The organism is Rhodococcus sp. ACPA1 (assembly GCF_002300195.1).
GTDB lineage: Bacteria > Actinomycetota > Actinomycetes > Mycobacteriales > Mycobacteriaceae > Rhodococcus_F > Rhodococcus_F opacus.
Genome location: NZ_NSDX01000003.1, coordinates 387,557 through 406,095, shown reverse-complemented (window position 1 = coordinate 406,095; position 18,539 = coordinate 387,557). Strand labels below are relative to the sequence as shown.

The window sequence follows — 18,539 nt, the reverse complement described above, 5'->3', positions numbered from 1 at the left end:
CCTCTCGTCGCTACTCGCAGTCATCCCACATCCCGCGGATCGCCCGGCGTCAGGGCAGTGGTGAAAACCCACGGAATCCCCAGGCTCGAAACCGGATCCGTAACGATGACCTCATCGGTACGCACCCGCAGGTCCACACCCTGCTCTTTCAAATGCCGCTCCACCCGATCCAGATCCACGACCTTCCAGGTGATCGCATGGTAGGTATCGTTCGGCGCCGCCCCCGCCCAGTCCACATACGCCGCGGTCCCCGCATCCGGAACCGCATACTCGAACACCGCATCCGCGAGATGCACATACGTGCTGCTCGCACCGAGCACCTCGTTGCGGCCCCGGTGAATCACGGTGCCCCCCAAACCGTCCACCACAACCCGCAACGCTCGCTCCGGGCGATCGGTCAAAACCGTGTGATGCGAACACCGCTCGATGCCCAACGGATCATCATCGGACACGGCCGGCACCTCCCAGCCCGGCACCAGCCGATGATCCAACGGAAACGGAATCTGCGGCAAGAACTCGTACCGCAGACCCGCACTCTCGGGCACCGTGAAAAAGATCGGCATCGGCGAACCCGGCGCCGACGGCGGATTGTCGCCGTCGGCAACCTCCCCCCGCTGCCCCACCATGGCGATGCCGAGTGCCTTGAGTCGGCGATAGGCATCGGCGATCCCGTCGACATACCACCCGAACCCCTTCAGATGCGGACCGTCGACACTCGCGTACTGCTGAACACCATCGAGCACATACCGTTTCGGATCAATCGTGTCGAACAGCACATCACTGATCGGAGTGAACGTCGAATAGTCCGTAGGATAACCCTCGCTCGCGGGAGCATTGCGGGTCATCTCGGAGATGGGTCGGCTCGGACGACCGAAGACCCGCCCGAACCACACCTCCGCCTCGCGGAGATCGGTCACATGGTGACTCGGATGATACAACCGCGTCAGATGAAACTGTTGCTTGTCAGCGTCCGACATGGACGTCCTCCTCCACTTCGCTTCGGGCGTATGGCCGCCCGGTAGCATTTCGTGATCAAACGGGTGTGATCCCTTGTGACCGAGACCGGTCAGTCGATCGCCACCGAGGTCTCAGGTCTCCTCATGGCCGTTGGTGTGTGGCCAATGCAGCTCGGTGCGAATTGGCACCGAAACCGAGTGTGCCGATCAGCGAACTTCGCGACCCATGCGACCCGAGATATTCTCTGCACCAGACGGACACAGGACGGAAGCGGGTTCTACCAGGCGACCGGTAGCTCGTAGATCCCGTACGCCTGCGAATCCTCCTTGAATTTCAACTCGGAGATGTCGGCGTCGAGCCGCAGCGTGGGGATACGACGGAAGAGCGTGCTGAAGACGACGTGCAGCTCGATACGAGCCAGCTGCTGTCCGACGCACTGATGCGGGCCCCACCCGAAGGCGAGATGATGCGACGAGGTACGGGTCAGATCCAGCTTCCCGGGTTCGGGAAACGCCTCGGCGTCCCAGTTCGCTGCCGGAAGCGAGACGATCACGCCCTCGCCCGCCCGGATGGTCTCGCCTTCGAACTCGATGTCGTCGATTGCCGCCCGGCGCGCCAGCAGATGGGGAAGGGTCAAGTAGCGCAACAGTTCCTCGACGGCGTTGGTCACGAATTTCGAGTCGTCGGATCGCTCACGCAGGACTGCGAGCTGCTCTTCATTCTGCAGCATCAGTGCGGTGCCCAGGGTGATCATGTTGGCGCTGGTGTCGTGACCGGCGACGAGCAGGATAAGCCCGAGGCGAGAGGCCTCGTCGAGCGTCAGCTCGCCGTCCTTCACGCGCATCCCCAGGTCGGACAGGAGGTCCTCGGCGGGTTCGCCCATCTTGGCGTCGATCAGCCGCGCTATGTAGCGGCGAAGTTCGGCAACCGTTTCGGCCGCTTCCTCCGGGGTCTTGTTCACCGAATTTGTGACGCCGGCATGCCTATGGAAGAACTCGTGATCCTCGTAAGGCACTCCGAGAAGCTCACAGATCATCAGTGACGGCAGCGGCAGCGACAATGCCTCGTTCAGTTCGGTCGGGTTGGGGCCGGCCAGCATCTGGTCGATGAGGTCGTCGGTGATCTGCTGAATCGCAGGCCTGAGCTTCTCCATCCGACGACGGGTGAACGAACTCGTCAGCATCCGCCGCCAACGACTATGCTCCTCTCCGTCGGTGTTGTTGATCGACGGTTGCATCTCGCCGGCATGCGCCTTCATGGCAGGGGTAGTGTGCGGGTACCCCGGGCGCCAGATGTTCGCACTCACCCTCGGGTCAGTCAGTATCTGACGCTGAGCTGCGTGACTGGTGACAAGCCACGGTGTGCTGCCGTCCCACGACCTCACGCGACGAATGGATTTTTCGTCCTCGTGCAGCTCGAGCAAGCCCGGGGGTGGCGCAAACGGGCATTCGCCCGACCTGGGCATCGGGTATTCCGGGATCTCCGCAGCGAGAGCGGTCTCCGTCATGTTTGTCCCTTAATCTTTGTCGTCTTGTCCGAATGGCGATCGCGGAGCCGGGCTATTCCTCGATACTGATGGCGAGAGCCGGACACACCGCCGCTGCCTGCCGGACGTCGTCGGCCAATTCGGCTGGAGGAGAGGGATTCAGGAGCACGACGATTCCGTCCTCGTCGCGCTGGTCGAATACGTCCGCCGCAGCGCTCACACACTGTCCGGCAGCGACGCACTTCTCCTCGTCAATGACAACCTTCATGGTGCTCCTCGTGATCGTTCGGTGAAATGGGGGGTGAGGGTCACGAGCGCAGCAATCTCCACCCGTCTTTGACGCGTCTGCTTTGGCACAGTCATTGCGATACCGATCGACGAACTGTCCAACGGAGAGAGATCCCGGGGGTGCGCGAAGCATCTCTGGCCCAGGTAGTCATCATCGACTTCCCTCCGACATCGTTGCGATTCAAAACGTGATCGCGATCATATCTCGACCGGTCGGTCTAATCAATAGGAGATGCATGGAGCCTCCGACTCGATCAGAATTTCAGCTGCCGATGTCCTCAGACGAGGTAGCGGCCGCCGTTGACGCTGAGCGTCTGCCCGGTCACGTACGCAGCCTCCTCCGACACCAGGTAGGACACCGCGTGCGCGATGTCCTCCGGCTTCCCGGGGCGCTTCATCGGCATCTTCGCCGCCACCTCGTCCAGATCGAAACCCTCACGGAGCAGAGGCGTGTCGACGAAGCCCGGCGGGACGTTGTTCACCGTGATCCCCCGTCCGGCGAACTCGATGGCCAGCGCCTTGGTCAAGCCGATGACACCGCCCTTCGACGCCGCATAATGGCCGAGCGCCGGCGCGCCGGTCTGTGCGGACGACGACGAAATGTTCACGATCCGCCCCCACCCGGTCTCCAACATGTCGGGAACGAACTCCCGGGTGACAAGGAACGGCCCCTTGAGGTTGATCCGCATCATGTGATCCCAGGACTCCTCGGTGAGGTCCGTGAAGGGCACGTAATTGGTGATACCGGCATTGTTGACGAGAATAGTGATCGCACCGAGCTCCTCGCGGGTGCGGGCCGCCGCCTCCGCCACCGCGGAGGCATCGGCCGCGTCACCGGCAACGGAGATCGCCTTTCCGCCGGCCTCGCGAATAGCGCTGACCGTTTCCTCCGCGCCGGCGGCGTTGATATCCCACACCGCCACCGTCGCACCTCGACCTGCCAGCACCGTAGCGATGGCACGCCCCAGCCCCCGGCCACCGCCGGTCACGACCGCATTTCTTCCATCCAGCGTCATCATGGTTCCTCTCCTGTGATTGAGCCGCCGCGCCGGTTATTCGCCGAGCGCCTCACGCGCAGCCTTCCTGGCAGCCATCGACCGAGGGAATCCGGCATAGCCGCCCGCGTGGTAGATGACCTCAGCTATTTCATCCCTGGTCAGACCGTTGTTCAACGCGATCCGCACGTGGCTCTCGAGCTCGTCGCTTGCGCCCAGGGCGATGAGAATGCCCAGTGTGACCAAGCTGCGGTCGCGTCGCCCAAGCCCTTCGCGGGCCCAGAGAGCCGACCACACACTGATCAAGCCGATCTCGACGATGTCCTCACCGAGACGTCCATCGCGCAGGTCGCCGTCCCCCATCGATGATGCCCCGGGCACGATCGAGCGCATCGTCTCGAGCCCCAAGGCACGCAAGTCGGTCGACTGGGCGCTCTCAGAGATGCTCTCAGTCATTGCTCAAGTCTCCTGTCGCGCAGTGTTTCCGGTGCGGCACGTTCACGCGGGGTGCTTCCAGCCGATTGAAGGCCGCCGTGAAGCTTGGCGACGCATAGCCCGAATGACTCTTATACCGATCGGTCGAATTTATTATCGATCCGACCTTACGGGAGCGTGGCGGGTACTTGCAATGCCCGCGGTAGGGCAAATTTGTTGAGGCACAGTTGAAGCGGACGAGGAATCGTGAACCTGTCCGGCGAGTCAGCCATAGGCCATTGATTGTATCGACCAATGAATCTATGATCACCGATGCCACGTTGTGCGCCTCGCGTGTCCGCTGCTGACGGATGATCGTGCTCGGTGAGCACCGCTCGGGGTCTCCCCAGCGGCCGACCGGGCCGGTGCGCGTGCCGACGTCCGGCGACATCCGCCCCGACTTGCGCCACTTCCGGCGCCGGCCCGACGACACCCAGGAGCCCCATGACCCTCACAACTGCGCATGGACCCGAAGGCCAGACCGACGCCGAGGTCGCCGAGGGGGTTCGTCGCGCAATCGCGGCGTACTGCCACGCCCTCGACGACGGCCGAGTCGACGATCTCGTCGCGCTCTTCACTTCCGACGGCAAGTCCGCGTTGCCGGGCATGGACATGGCCGAAGGACACGATGCGCTGCGGGCACTGTATCGAGCACTGGTGCCGCAGGTTCCCCAACGACATCTCGTCTTCAACACCGTCATCAGCCATCAGGATGACGGGCGAATCGGCGCTCTCAGCGACCTCGTATTCCTGAGCAAGAGCGAATCCGGCTGGACGATCACCCTGGTCGGCCGGTACGACGACCTCCTCCGCCGTGAGGGGAGGCACTGGCGTTTCGAGCATCGCGCGCTGGCGTTCACCGCACCCTGACGGTCTGGGTGGCCGACTCCCTCCTGCGACACGCCGCCAGATGAAACCGAGAGGGTTCGCCATGCCGGCGGAGACCGCATAAGCTCATAAGCCATGCCAAGACCACCAGGGCACGGACCAGGTTACGAGATCAAGCGCCAGGACATCATCGATCAGGCCGCCGCGCTGTTCGCCAAGAACGGCTACGCCTCCACCGGCATCGCTGAGATCATCGAAGTAACCGGTCTGGCCAGGGGCGCCCTGTACTACTACATCGGGTCCAAAGAAAACCTTCTCGTCGAGATCCAGAACCGGGTGATGAAGCCCCTGCTGGTCTCGGTACGCCGCATTGTCGCCCTCGACGAAGACCCCGTCCTGTGTCTCCGAATGCTGTCCCAGACCCTCCTGGAAAACATCCTCGCCAGGCTCGACCACGTCTGGGTCTACGAACACGACTACCGCAACCTGCGGGGAGCCAACCTGTCACGGATGCTTCGGCAGCGCCGCGAATTCGAAGACCTCGTCGAGGAACTTCTCGTCGCCGCGATGGAAGCCGGATCCTTCCGCAAGATGGACCCTCGCCTGGCTACACGACAGTTCCTCAACATGCACAACCATACGTACCAATGGGTAGAGCCCGGCGGCGATTGGGATGCGGAAATGCTGTCCCGGGAATACTGCGCGACCCTCTTCTTCGGATTCCGCAGCCCGGACTACCACAACGAGCACCTCGACGACCGCATCCGCGAATACAACGCCAAACGACAGACCGCCGTCCCGCAACCGGTCGCCTCAAAAGATGAGCCCACCAGCGCAGGTGCTCACGTCGAGCAGCGAGGAGAGCACGGCGCGCGGAGCAAGAAGCGCGGGCAAGCAGGTGCTCCCCGTTCGGGAGGTCGCGCCCGACGCGCTGGTCCGGCCTGACGCTGCCGTCTGCGGTTCCTCGGCCGCACCGTGAAGTAGCCGAACTCTCCCCGGGCCACGTATCGCGCAGGGGGCAAACTCGTTCTCCCACAGTGGCCTTGCATCGCACGCGACTCGGACTCTGCGCCCAAGATTCGGCGGTGCGCGAGCGACGTTGTGGCCCCGATCATTCCGTGAGGGGTCCATTGCGTCTGTCCGGATGCGAGCTCGAGCGCCAACATGATTCCGGCGGTCGCACACAACGACGTCGAGCCGGCCGAGTTCATCGACCCCGCGCCTCACGGACGCGTTCAGCGCGGGGTCCTCGGTGATGCCAGTCTGGCTGGAGACGCCGAGACCCGGCGGTCCAGTTCGCTGCCGAGTACGACCTTCCGCAGACCGAAGAGATCGGTCCTGAGCGTTTCAGCTCAGTTCGCTTGCAGTTCCCGCTGAGCGATCAGGTCCAAGGCGATGTCGATCAGCATGTCCTCCTGTCCACCGACGAGGCGGCGGCGACCTACCTCGACGAGCAGATCGCGGGTGTCTACCCCGTACTCGTTCGAGGCGTTTTCGGCGTGCCGCAGGAACGACGAGTAGACGCCGGCATATCCGAGTGTGAGGGTCTCCCGGTCGACTCGGACCGGCCGATCCTGCAATGGGCGGACCAGGTCGTCCGCCGCGTCCTGGAGTTTGAACACGTCACAGCGGTGGTCCCACCCGGTGAGGTCCGCGACCGCGATGAAGGCCTCGATGGGGCAGTTGCCCGCTCCCGCACCCTGTCCCGCCAGCGACGCATCGACCCGGTAGGCGCCTTCTTCGACGGCGACGACCGAGTTGGCGACCGACAGTGACAGGTTCTCGTGTGCGTGGATGCCCAATTGGGTCGTCGGGTCGAGCACATCACGGTATGCGCGGATGCGGTCGCGGACACCATTCATGGTCAGTCGCCCGCCGGAGTCGGTGACATACACGCAGTGCGCTCCGTAGGACTCCATGAGTTTGGCTTGTTCGGCCAGCTCTGCCGGTGGTGCCATGTGCGACATCATGAGGAAGCCGGACACGTCCATCCCGATGTCACGGGCGGTTTCGATGTGCTGTCGCGCGACGTCGGCTTCGGTGCAGTGGGTGGCGATACGAACCGAACGCACTCCGAGGGAGTAGGCGGTTCGGAGCGACTCCGCGGTGCCGATGCCAGGGACGAGCAGGGAGGTCAGTTTTGCATTCTTGATGGCCGCGGCCGCAGCCTCGATCCATTCCCAGTCGGTGTGCGATCCCGGGCCGTAGTTGATCGATCCGCCGCCGAGGCCGTCACCGTGCGTAACTTCGATGGCATCGACACCGGCGTCGTCGAGCGCCGTGACGATGCGGGTTACGTCGGTGGGATCTATGCGGTGCCGGATGGCGTGCATACCGTCGCGGAGAGTGACGTCCTGGATGTAGAGATCAGTCATGCCCTGGCACTTTCTGTGTGGTTGGCGTTCAGCCGCTCGGCGATCCTTTCGCCGGTACGGAGCGCCGCGGACGTCATGATGTCGAGGTTGCCCGCATAGGCCGGCAGGTAGTGCGCGGCACCCTCGACTTCGAGGAAGACACCGACGCGGTGGCTTGCGCGGACCTCGCCGACGCCTTTGCCGATCAGGGTGTGGATAGGTTCGCCGTCAGGAATTCGGGTGAATTGGACGGCTTGCTTGAGGCGGTAGCCGGGCACGTATTCGGCGACGGCCGCGACCATCTCCTCGATCGACGCGCGGATCTGGTCGAGTGTGGTTTCGTGGGGGTCGTCGATGAGGCAGAACACCGTATCCCGCATGATCAGGGGCGGCTCGGCCGGATTGAGGATGATGATCGCTTTACCTGTCCAGGCACCGCCCACAGCTTCGATCGCGTTGGCGGTGGTTTCGGTGAACTCGTCGATGTTGGCGCGGGTACCGGGACCGGCGGACTTGCTCGAAACCGAGGCGATGATCTCCGCGTAGGGGACGTCGGTGATGCGGGAGACGGCGTACACGATCGGGATCGTCGCCTGACCACCGCATGTCACCATGTTGACGTTGTCTTCGTCGATGGACACCTCGCCGTTGACCGGTGGCACGACGAACGGGCCGATCGCTGCCGGGGTGAGGTCGACGAGTTTCTTGCCGAACGGGGCGAGTTTGGCGGCGTTGGCGCGATGGGCGCCCGCCGAGGTGGCATCGAAGATGATGTCGATGCCGGCGAACCCGTCCATGGCGATCAAGCCGTCGACTCCCTCGGCGGTGATCGGAACTCCCAATCGGGCGGCGCGGGCGAGTCCGTCCGACGCCGCATCGATGCCCACCATCGCGGCCACCTCGAGTGATTCCGAAATCCGGATGACCTTGATCATCAGGTCGGTGCCGATGTTGCCGGAACCGATAATGGCGACCTTGGTCGTCCCTGAGCTTCCAGTTCTCATATCTACTCCTTGGAGAAGTTTGTGGTCACAGAGCCGAGACCGCTGACCGTCGCGGTCACGAAGTCACCGGGCCGGACTGTCGCCATTGGGCCGAGTGCCCCGGAAAGGATGACCTGGCCGGCGCGTAGCGGATCCCCGAAGGTGCTTGCTTGGCGTGCCAACCACACGACGGCATTGATCGGATCGTCGAGACACGCGGCGCCGTTGCCCTCGGACACCTGTGCTCCGTTGACGGTCATGGTCATCTCGACGTTCACTGGTTCGATCTCGTCGAGTGTTTTGCGCGTCGCGCCGAGGACGTAGAGTGCGCTCGACCCGTTGTCGGCAACCGTGTCGCCGAACGTGATGTCCCAGTTCTGGATTCGTGAGTCGACGATCTCGATGGCAGCTGTCACGTAGTCGACCGCCGCGCGGATCTGCTGCTCGTCCAGCGGTCCGGTGTCGAGGTCGCCTTTGAGGACGAATGCGACCTCGGCTTCGACCTTCGGTTGCAGGAGTCGGCTCATCGGGATGGTGTGGCCGTCACCGTAGGCCATGTCGTCGAACAGGTAGCCGAGGTCGGGCTGATCCACACCGATCTGTGCCTGTACGGCGCGTGAGGTGAGACCGACTTTCCGGCCGACGACCTTCGCGCCGGTGGCGAGCCTGACCGCTGTTCCGCGGGCCTGCACAGCGTAGGCCGCGGCCATGTCCGTAGATCCGATCAGATCACGGACGGGCTGACAGGGGACCCCGGTTGCGGATGCCGCCAGCAGGCGGTCCGAGGCCGTGTCGATCTCATACGAGCGAGTTTGCATGGAGCCCATGCTGGATGTTGCACCGATCTCGCGCCACCAATAAGTTCCTCTCAGTGGAACGCGCGCATAAAATTGTTTGTGTGTCCGTGGATTTGGATCCGTCATCGGTGCTCGGAAAGGTCATGGTGATCTTGCACGCCTTCGCACCGGAAGACCATGGAGTCGGTTTCGCGGAGTTGCAGCGTCGCACGGGCCTGCCCAAGGCGACGCTGCACCGAACGGCCGGCGATCTGGTCGCCGCGGGGTTGCTGGACCGGGTGGACGGCGTCTTCCACCTGGGCTCACACCTGTTCGAACTGGGGATGCGCGCATCCGTCGAGCGCACTCTCGTCGAAGTGGCGACACCGTTCATGGAGGATCTGTACGAGCGCACCCACGAGATCGTTCATCTCGGGGTCCGCAACGGCGCCGATGTGCTCTACCTCGCCAAGGTGACCGGCCATCGTGGCCCACGGGCACCGTCTCGGGTGGGAGGCCGGATGCCGGTGTATGCCACGGCATTGGGCAAAGCACTTCTCGCCCACGCACCCGAAGCCGAGCGAATCGAGGTGCTTTCGGCGCCGCTGCCGCGGCGAACCCCGCGCACCATCACTTCCCCTGATCTGTTGCGGCAGCAACTCGACCGCGTACTCGAGACCGGGGTCGCGTTCGAACACGAGGAAGCGACGGTCGGTGTGCTCTGTGTGGGCGCGCCGATACTCGGACCCGACGGCCGACCGGTGGCCGCAATCAGCATCGCCGGCCAGGCGACCCGGTTTCGCCCCTCCGATCACGTCGCACCCGTTCTGGCCGCTGCCGCCGGCATCGCTGCCACGCTGAAACGACGCGCCGAGATGTCAGAAGGATACTGACCGTGAGCCGTTCGAGTAATTCCAGACCACCGGGCGGTGCCTCGGCACGAGCAAAATCCCGACCCAGATGACCCGAATGTCCCGCTCCCGGCTAAGCCGATGGCGGCGTCAAGGTCGACACGACAGACCGGTGAGCGATCTCGTCAACGAGACCCCACGCGAGCGCAGTATGGGCATCGAGAGGAGCCCCGGTCGAACTCAGCCAAAACGCACGCCATCGACCGATTCGGCGTGGCACGCTCACCGTTCCCCCTGCTCCGGGGATCAGCCCCATCGACACCTCCGGCAGCCGGAAAACAGCGTCCGGAGAAGCCACGATTCTGCCGGCGAATGCCGGAACCTCTATTCCGGCTCCAACACAACTACCATGCACCCGGACCTCGATTCGGCCGGCTATTTGCGCCATCAGCCGTCCGGCGCCGGCGCGAGTGCGGATGAGGTGAGCAGTCGCCAGATCGGGGGTGGTGCCGAACTCGTCGAGATCCCCACCCGCCGAGAACGACGGCCCAGACCCGGCGAGAATGATCTCAGAGATAGTGTCGTCCGTGATCGCCAGCCTCAGCGCTTCGACCAGCCCGTCTCGGACCTCGGCACCATAGGCGTTGCGGCGCTCCGGCCGGTTGAGAGTGATCGACAACAGATTGTCCTCCCGCCGGAGCAGCACAGGTTCCTGCGGCGATGGCGGCGGCAACGGACGCGGGCCTCGACGTTCGAGCCAGCGCCGAAATCCCGGGGTGCCGAGAAGGGTGGAATAGGCCAGCGATTCGACGTCGATTGCCTGTCGCACGGGAAGTCCCTCGGACAAGCGCAGAACCTGACCGAGCAGCATCGCAGCGTGCACGTTGGCGGCCACTACCTCGAATAGTTCGGCGATCGCAGCGTCTGGATCGATCGCTCCGACGAGCCGACGGTCGCTCGGCATGACCTCACCGACGATCGTGGTGTCGAGAGCGGAGACGAGGCCTTCGACCACCTCCGGCAATGGGCCCGGCTGACGGCGCACCCCGACAAGCAGGCGGTCGGTACTCAGTGCTCGTTCAGTCGCACGGGCAGCGGTACCCGCATCGACTGCTGCGTCGAGATCCACGATCATCATCGGAGTGACAACGGCCGCTTCTTCGGCGAGCAACGCGGCATCGGCGGCACCGTCCGCGAGATCGCGAGGAGAGACTGAAGCCTGCGCAGTATCCATACGGAACAGCTTGCCAGCATAGGATCGAGCAGTGTCACCTACTCCGTCGCTCACGCACTCGGCGCAGGATCCGGTACGGGACTGGGCCCAAAGCGGCGTCGTAGCCCTTACGGGCCAACCGAACGGGCCACCGGTGATCCCACCGGGTCGGGCTGCGACATTCGCAAGAGAAATGTCATCGTGGATTGCAGACACCAGTGCCATCAGTGGTCGACGCATCGATATCGACGGTGCCAAGATGCTCTCGGAGCGTGCAGCCTTCACGGGTTTCCGGCGGCGCGGGAACGTGTCTGTGGGCGGCAGCTGTCGCCTGCTGCCCACCGCCGACGGGTGGGCGGCCGTGTCGTGCGCCCGCACCGACGACGCCGCACTACTGGGAGCGTTGGTCCGCGAAGTAGTCGACGAGTACAACCCCTGGCCGATCGTCGCCGACTGGCTCGCGCATCACCGCGGTGCCGACTTGGCCGAGCGGGCCACACTCCTCAGCATCGCGGCAGCCCCGATCTCGCGGGCAACCACGCCCCCACCTGCCCCCGAGCCATTACAACCCCGCCCCGTCGACGGATTACTCGTCGTCGACTTCAGCGCCCTGTGGGCAGGCCCATTATGCGCGCATCTTCTCGGACTCGCGGGCGCCCGTGTGGTGAAGGTCGAGACACCCGATCGGCCGGACGGTGCCCGCCGCGGAAACTCGCAGTTTTACCACCTATTGCATGGTGGTCACGAGTCAGTTGTCCTCGATCCCAGTAGATCCGAGGGGCGCAGGGCCCTTTCCGCACTCGTCGACGCCGCCGACATCGTGATCGAGGCCTCCCGCCCACGCGCTCTCGCCAGATTCGGACTCGATGCCGACGCCGCGGTCGCCCGGGGTGCTACGTGGGTGTCGATCACAGCAGCTGGACGAGCCTCCGACCGAATCGGTTTCGGCGACGACCTTGCCGCCGCAGCTGGACTCGTCGCAACCGATCGCGACGGCAGCCCTCTCTTCGTCGGCGACGCCATCGCCGATCCGCTCACTGGACTTACCGCCGCGGCACTGGCGATGTCCGCCCCCACAGAAAGTTCCGGACACCTCTGGAACTTGTCCATGTCCGACCTCGTCGCGTCGACCTTGACCGACCACTCCGCGCCGACGCCTCGATGGTCAGGCCGCGAGTGGATCGTCGAGACAGCCTCGGGCGTCGTCCCTGTCGCCGAGCCGCGGGAGCGGGCACCCGCAGGACGCGTCGCCGTCTCCGGCGCCGACACCGCCTCCGTGCTGCGCACACTGAAAATCGCGGCGCCGTGACCGACCTTGTGATCCGGAATGCGGAGGTCGCCGGTGTTCCCGGCATCGACGTCGTGATCTCCGGCGGACGGATCAGGACCGTCGGCCCGAACCTGTCCGCCCGGCTCGGTGAGGCTATAGACGCCGATGGCGGCGCTCTGATCCCGGGTCTCCACGACCACCACCTGCATCTCCACGCAATGGCCGCCGACGCCGCCTCTGTGCGCTGTGGGCCGCCGGACGTTCGTGACGCTGCCACCCTCGCGGACGTTCTCGCACACACGCCGGGCGACCAAAACGGCTGGGTCCGCGGCGTGGGATACAGCGAGACTGTCGCCGGCGATCTCGACGCGGACGGTCTCGACCGCCTCCACTCCGTCCGACCGGTCCGGATACAACATCGCAGCGGCGCGATGTGGGTTCTCAATAGTGCAGCCATCGCCGCTGCGCACCTCGACGGGGCATCCCATCGCGGCGTCGAACGCACCCCGGATGGCCGACCGACCGGGCGCGTATGGCGCGCCGACACCTGGCTGCGCGACCGACTCCCCCGGTCGCAGCCGCCGCGTCTGGAAGCGATCGGCACTGCACTGGCCCGATTCGGCATCACCGGAGTGACCGACGCAAGTCCGGACCTCAGCCCGTTGTCCCAGGCAGCGCTCATCGCGGCCGGCGCGAGCGGTGAATTTCCTCAACGAATGCACCTGCTCGGGACACCACTCGACGGATCGATTTCTTCGGTTGAACGTATCTCGTTCGGCCCCTACAAGATTGTGCTGGCAGACTCGGGACTGCCTGACCTCGAGAATCTGACTGACCGGATCAGGGACGTCCACAGCCGAGGCAGAGCGGTCGCCGCGCACTGTGTCACCCGCGAGGCACTGCTGATCCTGCTGGCGGCGCTCGACGAAGTCGGAACCCTGCCCGGAGACCGGATCGAGCACGGGGCCCTCATCCCTCGCGAAACGATCGACGACCTCCGCCGGCGTGACCTCCGGGTCGTCACCCAACCCGGATTCCTCGCCGACCGCGGCGACGATTATCTACGCCGAGTCGACCAAAGAGACCAACCGGACCTGTATCGCTGCCGGTCGCTACTGGACGGAGGTGTCCGAGTTTCGTTGTCGAGCGACGCCCCATACGGACCGGCGGATCCATGGAGCGTGATAACCGCCGCGGTGGTGCGGCGTGCCCCGACGAACGAGATAGTCGGACCCACTGAACGCATTACGAGCACACAGGCATTGGCCGGATACCTAGCGGCCGCCGAGGACCCCGGCGGGGCTCCACGCCGCATCCGGACGGGTGCGATTGCCGACGTGGTTCTCCTTCGCGCCCCGCTCGCCGACGTCCTCGCCGCGCCTTCGGCCGACGCAGTTCGCACCACAGTGATCGGTGGGACGGTCGTCCATCCCGCCACCACTTGCGCTTAGGGTCCGCACGCGCAACAAGCTCAGTGCTGCAGCAGTCGGCCATGTCACCACGCATCCCGGCCTTATCGCGGTCGTCTCGCTCACGGCCTTACGGTGGACCCGTCGGCAGGCCCCATCGTCTGGGCCTACCGCCCGGCGCGGTCCGACCGTCGAGGCGCACCGCACGCCCACTCTCATAGGCGCAGCGACCTCATCTACGCGCAGATATCTGACGGGTCACCGCGCGGGCTTGACATGCCGACGTAGGGATGTGATCCTGCTTACAAGCAAAAAAGTGCACTAATTCAAGATCAGCTCCCGGTTTGCCAGTCCCGTTGGCCAGGTGCTGCTGATGTTCGCTGAAATAAGTGACCTCGATGGAAGGTGGCGGCAATGTCGTTAAACTTGAAACTGGTTACCTCCGGACTCGAGGTCGAACCAACCGAGGGGCCACTGGACGGACCCGGCGGCTCGATCACCGGCAGCCACGCCGCAACGGGCAACGGGCAACGAAATCCGGAGCGCACTGTCCTCGGACGGATCGCGTCGATCATGGAGGCCTTCGACGGCAGCCGACAGGTGCTCGGCCTCGGCGACCTGAGCGAGCGCACCGGCCTCCCGAAGTCGACACTGCACCGGCTGGCAGACCAGCTGTGCCAAGTCGGATGGATGGCACGGGATTCCGGCGGGTACCGACTCGGCATTCGAATGTTCGAAATGGGGAGCCTCGCCATCGAAGAGAACACGCTCCATGAGGCCGCACTGCCGCACCTTCAGACCCTCGCCGCCAAGACCGGGATGTCGGTGCACCTCGGCATTCTCGATCGGGCCGAGGTCGTCCACCTCGAGAAGGTCACCGCCGGACCACCTCGCCTCACGGCGCGCCGAGGAAGCCGCGCGCCCGCCTACTGCACTGCACTCGGCAAGGCAATCGCGGCGTACGACGACGATGCCCTCCGCACCATCCTGGCGTCGCCGATGCCACGCCGGACCGCGAACACCATCACCGAGCCCTTCACTCTCCGCACCGAACTCAGCCAGATCCGCAAGAGCGGAGTCGCATTCGACCGGGGTGAACTTCACGACAAGATCGTGTGCGTTGCGGCTCCGATCGGCCAGTCCGGCGACACGCTCGGCGCCGTCTCGCTGACTGGAGTTGCCGGCCGAATGCGCTGGGGCCTCGCTGCCGAGGCCGTCCTGAGCACAGCCTCCGCCATCTCGAACGCGACCTACAGGTGCAGAAACGTCGGAACTCGACTGTAGCCTGGACCTCCGGCTCGAACCCGGACCCCGATGCCGACCGTTGGGCTCCTCCGTGGGCTCGCAGGACCGCGTCGGCACCGCTGCGGTTGGACCGAGTTCACCGACAGACGGTAGGCCCTTTTCGGAGCGAAACCGCCAACCGCGTCCCCGGCGGCCTGCGTCGCCTCCTGCCGTCTCTACACCCAGCCGCGCACCGGAGATCGCGTTTTCAAGCGAATAGCGGTGCTACTCAATGGAACAGATTGATCACCGCATCGCGGTTGTGCGGTCCGACGAGTGCCTCCGTGTCGCGTCGAACTCTGTGCCGATGGTCGCGAAGACGAATTGTTGAACGCGTGGCCTGCGTAGAGTGCTGTCGCAGTCGCATCGTGCGGAGTTGGTCCGACTGGTCACGGTTGTGGCCGACAATCTCCGCGGCTTGTCCTAGGTGCCCTCTCCAGTGCTTATCGGCACCATCGCGCCACCGACCTCGAAACCTACGGTCGTCACCTAGTTAACTAGATATAGCATCTTTGCTAAAACAACAGTCGATACGGAGCGCTCACATCGGTGCGCGACTCGAACGGGCGCGGCCCGCCCAGCGAGCAACGCAAGGAGCTCCGATCCCGAGATGCACCCTTCTGAAGTGCGCATACAACACACGAGACGGCCGAGTGGCGATCCACTGAACGGAAAGCTGCAGTGGCGCACACAGTAGCTCCTGCTAATATCCAGATCGCTAGACAAGTAACCGTCTTCTCTCTGCGTGATGCGGACAGTTCAGGAGGATTCGTGCCGCTGCAAAACCATATGCACCTGATCGCCACGGGCGATCATCAGATCGAGCACCCGAGACTCTGATCGGTTCCCGAGGAAGATCCTCGACGCCGGCCCCGGGATCATCGAGATGGGGCAAGCCTCGCTCGGTTCATGCCGACGACGGTGGCAGCGGTAGAGCCGGAACCACACTCGTCGAGGTGTGGTGGTCCTGGGTCGCCTCATCTCATCCACCAGCATCACAGGAGCGAACATGCGAGTCAGAGAAGCAGTCATCGTCGAAGCGGTACGCACTCCCATCGGGAAACGCAATGGCGCCCTGAGCAGCGTCCACCCGGTGGACCTTTCCGCGCTGGTGCTGAACGAACTGGTCACACGGACCGGCGTCGATCCAGGTTCGATCGATGACGTCATGTGGGGATGCGTCACCCAACTCGGTGATCAGTCGAGCAACGTCGCACGGTTCGCCACCCTGGCCGCCGGCTGGCCGGAGAGTGTTCCAGCGGTCACCATCAATCGTGCCTGTGGCTCGGGTCAACAGGCGATCGAGTCCGCCGCGCACGCCGTGATGTCGGGGGCCTACGACATCGCCGTCGCAGGTGGTGTCGAAACGATGTCCCGGGTACCCCTCGGGGCGGCACGCGCCAGCGGGTTCCCCTACGGTCAGACCGTGCTCGACCGGTACGAGACCGATCACCTCGACCAAGGCACGGGCGCCGAGTTGATCTCCGAGAAGTGGGGCCTGTCGCGGCAGATGCTCGACGAGTTCGCGTCTCGGTCGCATCAGCTCGCAGCAGACGCAATCGACCGTGGCGCCTTCGATTCCCAACTGGTCCCGGTCGCCATCGGCGAAGCGAAACTCGACGTCGACGAGGGCCTGCGACGCGGCACGTCGCCCGAAACTCTCGCCAAGCTGAAGCCGTCGTTCAGTGCGGACGGTGTGATCCACGCGGGCAACGCTTCACAGATCTCGGACGGCGCATCGGCGGTGATGATCACGACGCCGGAGAAGGCGGCCGCACTCGGTCTCACGCCCATCGTCCGCCTGCTCGCGGGCTCGGTTGTCGGCGCCGATCCGGTGATGATGTTGACCGCCCCGATTCCCGCGACGCAGAAAGTCCTCGCGCGAGCTGGCCTCGTCATCGACGACATCGGCGCGATCGAGATCAACGAGGCCTTCGCACCCGTTCCGCTTGCCTGGCAAATCGAACTCGAAGCCGATCCCGAACGCGTCAACCCACTCGGTGGCGCCATTGCCGTCGGCCACCCGCTGGGCGCGTCCGGGGCCATCCTCACGACTCGACTTATTCACCACATGCGGGATCAAGGAATCAGGTATGGGCTGCAGACCATCTGCGAAGGCGGGGGAACCGCCAACGCGACAATCTACGAACTCGTCGAGTGAACCGGTCGAAGCGACGCAACTGATCCGCCGGGGCCGTTCCGGTGTCCACGCTCGACCATCGGAACGGCCCCGGCGATCACGAGGTGATCGACCGACCTACCTGGTCTCCCGGCGCCAGCCACGAACGGAGCAGATCGTGCGCAGAGGAGGCATCGTCGCGATATCCGATCGGAAGACGTGGCGTCCACCCGCCCCTGCCATCCGTGGCGAGGATGTCACGATCACGAACCTGCGGATGCTCCGGCGCCTCCGCCAGGCCGAGAACCGGTGTGAGGCAAGCATCGGTGGGGCCGGCCAGCTCGGCCCACTCGTCCCGCGTCCGAGTCAGTACCGCCGCAGCGATGCGCTCGCGGAGAGCGGGCCACGACGCCGGGTCGTGCCGGCCGTCCGCCAGTTCGGGTTCGAGTCCGAGAACCTCGAGCAGTACCGCGAAGAACGGATCCTCCAGCGCGCCGATGGCAACGAACTTTCCGTCGGCGCAGGGATACACATCGTAGTAAGGGGCACCTGTGTCGAGCCTGTTGGTGCCTGGTTCGTCGGACCACCGCCCAGTGGAGCGGTACTCGTGAAGCATCGACGTCAGATAGGTCGTCCCGTCGAGAATACCGATGTCGAGCACGGTCCCTCGACCGGTGCGGTCACGCTCGTACACAGCCGAGAGAATCGCAGTGACGAGATACAGTGCACCACCGCCGAAATCGCCGAGGAGATTGGCAGGCGGCATCGGCGTACCGCCTCGTCGCGTCGCGGAGTGCAATGCACCCGACAGTGCGATGTAGTTGATGTCGTGACCGGCGGTGGATGCCAGCGGTCCGGACTGCCCCCATCCGGTCATTCGGGCGTACACGAGTCGCTCGTTCGCAGCCGACAGGTCGGTCGGTCCAAGCCCGAGTCGCTCCATCACTCCGGGCCGGAATCCCTCGACGAGGACGTCCGCGGCTTCGACCATCTTCCGGACCAGGCGAAGGGTATCCGCGTCCTTGAGATCCACCTCCAGAGTCGAGCGGTTACGTACCAGTGCAGGAAGTTCCGACCCGGGTCGACGCAGCGTCAGCACTTCCGCTCCGAGGTCGGCGAGCATCATGCAACCGAACGGCGCAGGACCCAGACCGAGGAACTCGACAACTCTCAAACCCTCGAGTGGTGCTTGATATTTCATGGTTTCCAATCCTTGGAATCGAATTCGCCTGCCAAAAGGATTGAACATCAA

17 protein-coding genes are annotated in these 18,539 nt (G+C 64.5%); 7 read left to right on the top strand and 10 right to left on the bottom strand.

The window, feature by feature from the left end:
- Positions 1–20 precede the first annotated feature (20 nt).
- The 5 genes from CJ177_RS12420 to CJ177_RS12400 form a co-directional block, all read right to left on the bottom strand.
- Positions 21–977 (bottom strand): hypothetical protein, encoded by a 957-nt coding sequence (locus CJ177_RS12420; protein ID WP_218835106.1) that lies wholly within the window; start codon positions 975–977, stop codon positions 21–23.
- Between the two features lie 257 nt (positions 978–1,234).
- On the bottom strand, positions 1,235–2,464 hold the full coding sequence (locus CJ177_RS12415) for a cytochrome P450 (protein ID WP_061040525.1): 1,230 nt from the start codon (positions 2,462–2,464) through the stop codon (positions 1,235–1,237).
- A gap of 52 nt (positions 2,465–2,516) precedes the next feature.
- Positions 2,517–2,711 carry a ferredoxin gene (locus CJ177_RS12410; RefSeq protein WP_061040526.1) on the bottom strand — a complete coding sequence of 65 codons (195 nt, stop codon included), beginning with the start codon at positions 2,709–2,711 and terminating at the stop codon, positions 2,517–2,519.
- 298 nt (positions 2,712–3,009) lie between these two features.
- A complete protein-coding gene (locus tag CJ177_RS12405; RefSeq protein WP_231913862.1) occupies positions 3,010–3,750 on the bottom strand; it encodes an SDR family NAD(P)-dependent oxidoreductase in 741 nt (246 codons plus the stop codon).
- Positions 3,751–3,783: 33 nt separating this feature from the next.
- Positions 3,784–4,182, bottom strand: a complete 399-nt coding sequence (locus CJ177_RS12400; protein WP_061040528.1) for a carboxymuconolactone decarboxylase family protein — start codon at positions 4,180–4,182, stop codon at positions 3,784–3,786.
- A gap of 462 nt (positions 4,183–4,644) precedes the next feature.
- Here CJ177_RS12400 and CJ177_RS12395 point away from each other — a divergent pair, with 462 nt between their 5' ends.
- Positions 4,645–5,070, top strand: a complete 426-nt coding sequence (locus CJ177_RS12395) for a nuclear transport factor 2 family protein (RefSeq protein ID WP_061040529.1) — start codon at positions 4,645–4,647, stop codon at positions 5,068–5,070.
- A 93-nt stretch (positions 5,071–5,163) separates the two neighbouring features.
- Complete coding sequence (locus CJ177_RS12390) at positions 5,164–5,973, top strand: TetR/AcrR family transcriptional regulator (protein ID WP_095867849.1); 810 nt, start codon at positions 5,164–5,166, stop codon at positions 5,971–5,973.
- 407 nt (positions 5,974–6,380) lie between these two features.
- On the opposite strand, the gene dmpG is transcribed toward CJ177_RS12390, so the two are convergent.
- From dmpG to CJ177_RS12375, 3 genes are read right to left on the bottom strand one after another with little or no spacing between them, the layout of a single operon-like run.
- Entirely contained in the window at positions 6,381–7,403 is a 1,023-nt protein-coding gene (gene dmpG, locus CJ177_RS12385; protein WP_061040530.1) for a 4-hydroxy-2-oxovalerate aldolase, read from the bottom strand.
- A complete protein-coding gene (locus CJ177_RS12380) occupies positions 7,400–8,386 on the bottom strand; it encodes an acetaldehyde dehydrogenase (acetylating) (RefSeq protein ID WP_095867848.1) in 987 nt (328 codons plus the stop codon). Before CJ177_RS12380 ends, dmpG begins: the two co-directional genes overlap by 4 nt.
- A gap of 2 nt (positions 8,387–8,388) precedes the next feature.
- Positions 8,389–9,192: a 2-keto-4-pentenoate hydratase gene (locus CJ177_RS12375; RefSeq protein ID WP_061040532.1), complete on the bottom strand. Its 804-nt coding sequence runs from the start codon at positions 9,190–9,192 to the stop codon at positions 8,389–8,391.
- Positions 9,193–9,305: 113 nt separating this feature from the next.
- Here CJ177_RS12375 and CJ177_RS12370 point away from each other — a divergent pair, with 113 nt between their 5' ends.
- Positions 9,306–10,034: an IclR family transcriptional regulator gene (locus CJ177_RS12370; RefSeq protein WP_061040555.1), complete on the top strand. Its 729-nt coding sequence runs from the start codon at positions 9,306–9,308 to the stop codon at positions 10,032–10,034.
- A gap of 91 nt (positions 10,035–10,125) precedes the next feature.
- Here CJ177_RS12370 and CJ177_RS12365 read toward each other — a convergent pair whose 3' ends face one another.
- Positions 10,126–11,226, bottom strand: coding sequence for an enoyl-CoA hydratase/isomerase family protein (locus tag CJ177_RS12365; protein ID WP_061040533.1), 1,101 nt, complete (start codon positions 11,224–11,226; stop codon positions 10,126–10,128).
- Between the two features lie 238 nt (positions 11,227–11,464).
- Between CJ177_RS12365 and CJ177_RS12360 the strand changes: the two genes are divergently transcribed.
- From CJ177_RS12360 to CJ177_RS12345, 4 genes are all read left to right on the top strand, one after another.
- Positions 11,465–12,514, top strand: coding sequence for a CoA transferase (locus CJ177_RS12360; protein ID WP_231913864.1), 1,050 nt, complete (start codon positions 11,465–11,467; stop codon positions 12,512–12,514).
- On the top strand, positions 12,511–13,926 hold the full coding sequence (locus CJ177_RS12355) for an amidohydrolase family protein (RefSeq protein WP_061040535.1): 1,416 nt from the start codon (positions 12,511–12,513) through the stop codon (positions 13,924–13,926). The genes CJ177_RS12360 and CJ177_RS12355 overlap by 4 nt, the downstream gene beginning before the upstream one ends.
- Before the next feature lie 372 nt (positions 13,927–14,298).
- A complete protein-coding gene (locus CJ177_RS12350; RefSeq protein ID WP_061040536.1) occupies positions 14,299–15,168 on the top strand; it encodes an IclR family transcriptional regulator in 870 nt (289 codons plus the stop codon).
- 1,009 nt (positions 15,169–16,177) lie between these two features.
- Positions 16,178–17,329 (top strand): thiolase family protein, encoded by a 1,152-nt coding sequence (locus CJ177_RS12345; protein WP_061040556.1) that lies wholly within the window; start codon positions 16,178–16,180, stop codon positions 17,327–17,329.
- Positions 17,330–17,405: 76 nt separating this feature from the next.
- Here the strand turns inward: CJ177_RS12345 and CJ177_RS12340 are convergent, their stop codons facing one another.
- Positions 17,406–18,488 carry a CaiB/BaiF CoA-transferase family protein gene (locus tag CJ177_RS12340; protein WP_231913865.1) on the bottom strand — a complete coding sequence of 361 codons (1,083 nt, stop codon included), beginning with the start codon at positions 18,486–18,488 and terminating at the stop codon, positions 17,406–17,408.
- Positions 18,489–18,539: the final 51 nt, after the last annotated feature.